The sequence below is a fragment of the Deltaproteobacteria bacterium genome, assembly GCA_009930495.1.
Classification (GTDB): domain Bacteria; phylum Desulfobacterota; class Desulfovibrionia; order Desulfovibrionales; family Desulfomicrobiaceae; genus Desulfomicrobium.
In genome coordinates this window covers 1-5191 of the sequence record RZYB01000173.1, presented here as the reverse complement: position 1 = coordinate 5191, position 5191 = coordinate 1, and the positions used below count along the sequence as shown (strand labels likewise).

Sequence of the window (5191 nt, the reverse complement as noted above, 5' to 3'; positions counted from 1 at the left end):
TGGCATCGGCATGAGCAAGGTCCATACCACGGACGAATTCATCACCGTGGCCAGTCTGGAGCAATCCGCCCGCCTGACGGCTGAATTGATGCGCAGCGAATAAACTCAAAGAACCACGCAAGAATGGGCGGTCCACCGGGCCGCCCATTCTTGCGTGAGGACTGCAAAAAAAATTAGCGCAGTTTCTTGGCCAAAAGCTGATTGACCAACCCCGGATTGGCCTTGCCCTTGGATTTCTTCATGACCTGTCCGACAAAAAAGCCGGTCAATTTCTTGTCTCCGCCGCGAAAGCGCTCCATCTCGGCCGGATTTTCGGCGACAACCTCGTCCACGAGGGCCTCGATGGCCGACGTGTCGGAAATCTGAATCAGCCCCTTGGCCTTGACATGGGCTTCGGGATCGCCGCCTGTTTCAAACAGCTCCTTGAACACATTCTTGGCGATGCTGCCGCTGATGGTTCCGGCATCGACCAGCTTGACCAGACGCGCCAATTCCTCGGGCAGAATCCGACACGCGGCCAAGCTCTCCCCGCGATCATTCAACTCGCGCAGCACCTCGCCCATGATCCAGTTGGACATTTTTTTCGGCTCGCCGCCCGCGGCCACGGCGGCCTCGAAGTAATCGGCCACATCCTTTTCGGCCGTGAGCACCTCGGCGTCGTACCGTGGCAGGCCCAAATCATCGCAAAAACGAGCCAAACGGGCCTTGGGCAGTTCCGGCAGATCGGCCCGCCATTTTTCCATCCAGGCGTCTTCGATAACCAAGGGCACCAAATCCGGATCAGGAAAATAGCGATAGTCATGAGCCTCTTCCTTGCCGCGCATGGACCGGGTTTCGCCCTTGGCCGCGTCAAAAAGCCGCGTTTCCTGCACGACCACATCACCGTCCTCGATGACGTCGATCTGGCGCTGGACCTCATAATCAATGGCCCGCTGGATGTTGCGGAAAGAGTTCATGTTCTTGAGCTCCGCGCGCGTGCCGAACTCCTCCTGGCCCCAGGGCCGGATGGAGACATTGGCATCGCAGCGAAAACTGCCCTCCTCCAGGTTGCCGTCACAAATGCCCAGATAAAGCAAAATCGCCCGCAGACTCTTCAGATAGGCCACGGCTTCCTCGGCCGAACGCATGTCTGGCTCACTGACAATTTCAATGAGCGGCGTCCCGGCACGGTTCAAATCCACATAGGACGCATTGTCCGTGCTCGAATGGATATTTTTGCCGGCATCATTTTCCATGTGGATACGGGTGATGCCGATGCGTTTTTCGCCCTTGTCCGTATGGATCATGATGTGACCGTGCTCGGCCACGGGCAGATCGAACTGCGAAATCTGGTAGCCCATGGGCAGATCGGGATAAAAATAGTTCTTGCGGGCAAAAATGGACTTTTTATTGACACGGCAATCCACGGCCATGGCCATCTTGACCGCGTACTCCACGGCCGTGGCATTCAATACGGGCAGAGTGCCGGGCATGCCCGTGCAGACCGGGCAGGTGTTCTCGTTGGGCGCGGCCCCGAACTGGGTTGAACAGGAACAGAATATCTTGCTCTTGGTTTTGAGCTGGGCATGGACTTCCAGGCCGATAACCACTTCATAATCACGCATGCGCCCTCCCCGCCGCGTTCAGACCCGAGTCCGGCCAGCGGCGTACAGTTCCGGATTCAGGGCCGGATCGTTATACATTTTGCACTGAAAATAAATTTTTGGAGACTTGGCCCCGGATGCGTACTCGTCCACCAAGTCCAGGATGGCGCGGAACAGGTCGCGGTGTTGCTCTTCCAAAACGGCCAATTTGGAACGACACAAGCTCACATGCGCCGGATCCACATCGGTCCGCGCGGTTTGTTCGGCCATGTGGAAAATCTTGAGGCTCAGGATGGACAGCCGGTCCAGGGCCGCGCCCAAGGTCTCGGTGTTGAAACGCCGTCCGGCCTCGTCCAGGTTCTGTTGCGCAGGAAACGAGGCAATGGCCGCGACCAGCCAGGCATCGACCTGTTCCATCAAATCATTGCGCTGCTGATTGAGGCCATCGATTTCCCGTTTGCACGCGGTGATTACGCCGTCATCGACGTCACGCCGCCGCGCCCGATCCTCAACATGCCACAACAAAAAATTCCGCAGGTGCTGACGCAAAATCAACTCGACCAAGCCCGTGTCCCCGGGATTCAAATCCGCGCCGGGCTCGGTTGCGTGCCACAACGCCACGCGATCCATCTGGGCGGTCCAGGCGGTCTGCAACAGGTGCTTAAGCACGGCGGGTGAAAGGGAATCCATGACCGTCCTATTTTTTGAGCAGAAGAAACACGCGGCCGTGATTCTGAAGATGGCCGGCCAAAAATTCGGCATCCAGGCCCGCGCCGCAAAACAAATCCAGACGGCTGCCCTTAATGGCGCCGCCCCGATCCTGGGGCAGACCCAATAGCGAGGTCCGCTCGGACGCGCCCCGGGGGCGCGGCAGGTCGAGTTCCATGGCCAGCACGGTTCCCAACGGCAGAAAGGCAGAATCTGTAGCCAGGCTGACCATCGGCGTCAATGTTTGCCCCATGGAGCCCAGCGGGCCGAAATCGGCCAAGCGGAAAAAAACATAGCTGGGGTTGGTGTTCATCAGATTTTGGGCCTCGTCCGGATGGGCGTACAAATAGGCGCGCAGCCGCTGCATGGACATGTCCTGGCGCGCGATGAGCCCGCGCTCGATCATGACCTTGCCCAGGGAAACATAGTCCCAGCCGTTCTTGCCGGCATAGAGGATGTGTCGGACCGTTCCGTCGGGCAAACGCAACCGGCCCGAACCCTGGACCTGCAAAAAAAAGACATCGACCCGGCTTTTGGTCCAGGCGATGGGTGCGTCCGTGGCGTCGAGCGCCCCGGCAGAGTCAATCTCGGCACGGGAATAAAACGGGGCGATGGCACTGCCCTCGATCCGGTAGAAAAGAGTCTGGCCGGCCCAGCGTGGATGAAACGCCCCCAGATCCGCGCTTTTCAAACCCTTGGGCAGCCCAAAAATGGGCACCGGATAGGCCGGGCCCGGCACCAGGGAGGCCTCGATTTCCGGCTCGTAATAGCCCGTGACCAACGGTTCTGGCTGGACTTCGCGCCACGTGAAATCGCGGGTCAGCACATCGGGATCAGTCTGCAAGCGCGGCAAAATATCGCGCAGATGCTCCAGGGTGGCGCGCAGATCGGCCCAGGTGCACTCCGGAACACCGGCAAAGGGTCTGGCCATGGGATTTTGAGCGCGGACATGAACCAGACTGGCGGCAATCGCCCGATTCAAGGCCGGGGGATCGGTCCGGGCCAGCTGCGTGACCAGGCCCCGGGGAGGCTCCGTGACCATCAAATTCGGCGCCTTGCCCGGTCCGGCGCACGCCGTCAGACCAAGGCAGCACAGCAACACCAGGGCCGCGAGTCTCACAAGCTCCGGCCCTTGTCCGGGATGCGGGCGTCGAAATACTTGCCCACGCCATATTCCATGCGCCGGAAAAAACGCTTGGGATCCGGGCCGATGATCTGCATTTCCGGATGGGTTTTCTGCATGTCCAGGGCAATATGCATTTCCTTGGTGCACCCCGTGGAAAAGGTCGCGTCCTTGCCATGCCACTCGGCCGGCACCGCCTCGCCCATGAGTTCGAAACTGGTCTCGATGTCACCGACGCTCTGAAAACGCCAGACATTGATGAATCCGCTACGCTGCACCCGCTCCCACATGTACATCAAATCATCGCCATCCATCCCATCCACGAAATGCTCGGCCGGATTGATGATCAACAGATTGGCGTGCTTGCTCCGCAAATACTCGACAAACGTGCTGACCACCTTCAGAGCCAGCGTGGTCTGACCAGGAATGCTGCCGATGATCGCGCTGTAAAACATGACCTGCTTGCCCTGACCCTGGGCATGGCGCATGCGGGCGATAATGGTGTCGGCATGGCCCACGACCTGGCTTTCGGTGATCTTGTTGACACGCGACGACTTGCCCTTGAAGCAAATCCGGTCCTGGCCGGCTCCATCGCGGTACAGGCACAGGATATCCCGGGTAAACAAATGGGAGTTCATGATCAAACGCCGATAATTTGCAAAGCCCTTGGCAATGACCAAGTCAGCTTCCTTCCAAGCACGGGCGAATGTCACGTTGGTCCGCCACAGATTGAGGCGTTCGCGGGTGCCGTCGGAAATGACCATGAGCGGGTTCTCGCGCTGGGCCCGAAGCAGCTCGTTCTTGGTCATGCGGCTGTTTTCGACGAATTGGGCCTCGCCCAGGGCCTCGTTCAGGGCCGTGTCGTGCTCGGCATCCCAAAACACCGGTTGGTCCAGGGAAAACCCTTCCTTGAAGGCCAAAATGACCTTATGCCCCAGACGCAACAAGACCCTGATAAAGCGCAGGTCAAAAATGATCTCGCCGCTGCTCTCGGGCAAAAACAAAATCTTGAGCTGCCCCTGCCCGCTGTCCGGTCCCATGACCTTGTCCATGAGCGAGGTAAACTCGGGCCAGGGGGCGCCGATCCGGTCCAAAAAGGCGGGATCCTCCCGGACCAGGGCCGGTGTTTCCCAAATGGCCGAGGACAAGGACAACCGGCACAGACGGGACAGTTCCAACAAGTCGAGTTGCCAGCGCAGATACTCGATGGAGGTGCACCCCATTGTCGTGTCCGGGCAGGAATACAGACAGCGGCTCATGGCCGGGCTGTTCATGAAGTCGAGGGCGCGCCGGTTGTAGAGGCGCTTTTCCTCGCGTTGCGGATCGTGGACCCCGCTCATGGCCATGAAGATGGTCAAAAGCTGCTTGAGCAGACGGGAAGGAATCAAAAACGGAGCATGCAGGACCTGGCTGAGCTTGTGTCGGGAAAGGGCGAAAATTTTACGCCGCGTATAACGATCCGTGATATTGATGTGCACCAGATGCACCAAAAGCCGCCACTTTTCCCGATACTCAAACTTCAGGGTGGACGAAAGGCGGGACTGGAGCAGGTTTTCGAACATCTCGTCGGAACAGGGCACAAAGACCTGGTCGTCATCCACGTCGACCATGAAACGCAGCTGTTCCTGCTGGGCGTTCTCGGCCGGGTTGACGTTGGGCTCGATGTTGTTCTCGGTCATGAAATGCAGCAACCAGGCGTCAAGATAGGGGTCCTGGCCATACCGCAGCTCCCGGACCGATGAAAAATTGGGCAGTTTGGGCATCAGCTCTCCCGGAT

General features: G+C 58.8%; 4 protein-coding genes. All 4 read right to left on the bottom strand.

The genetic code is table 11. The annotated features are described in order from the left end of the window. Positions 1-173 precede the first annotated feature (173 nt). Complete coding sequence (gatB, locus tag EOL86_11825; protein ID NCD26263.1) at positions 174-1604, bottom strand: Asp-tRNA(Asn)/Glu-tRNA(Gln) amidotransferase subunit GatB; 1431 nt, start codon at positions 1602-1604, stop codon at positions 174-176. 18 nt (positions 1605-1622) lie between these two features. Next, positions 1623-2273: a DUF4254 domain-containing protein gene (locus EOL86_11820; protein NCD26262.1), complete on the bottom strand. Its 651-nt coding sequence runs from the start codon at positions 2271-2273 to the stop codon at positions 1623-1625. Between the two features lie 7 nt (positions 2274-2280). Next, a complete protein-coding gene (locus tag EOL86_11815; GenBank protein ID NCD26261.1) occupies positions 2281-3333 on the bottom strand; it encodes a transglycosylase in 1053 nt (350 codons plus the stop codon). Between the two features lie 74 nt (positions 3334-3407). Beyond that, on the bottom strand, positions 3408-5177 hold the full coding sequence (locus EOL86_11810; protein ID NCD26260.1) for a DUF89 family protein: 1770 nt from the start codon (positions 5175-5177) through the stop codon (positions 3408-3410). Between the last annotated feature and the right edge of the window lie 14 nt (positions 5178-5191).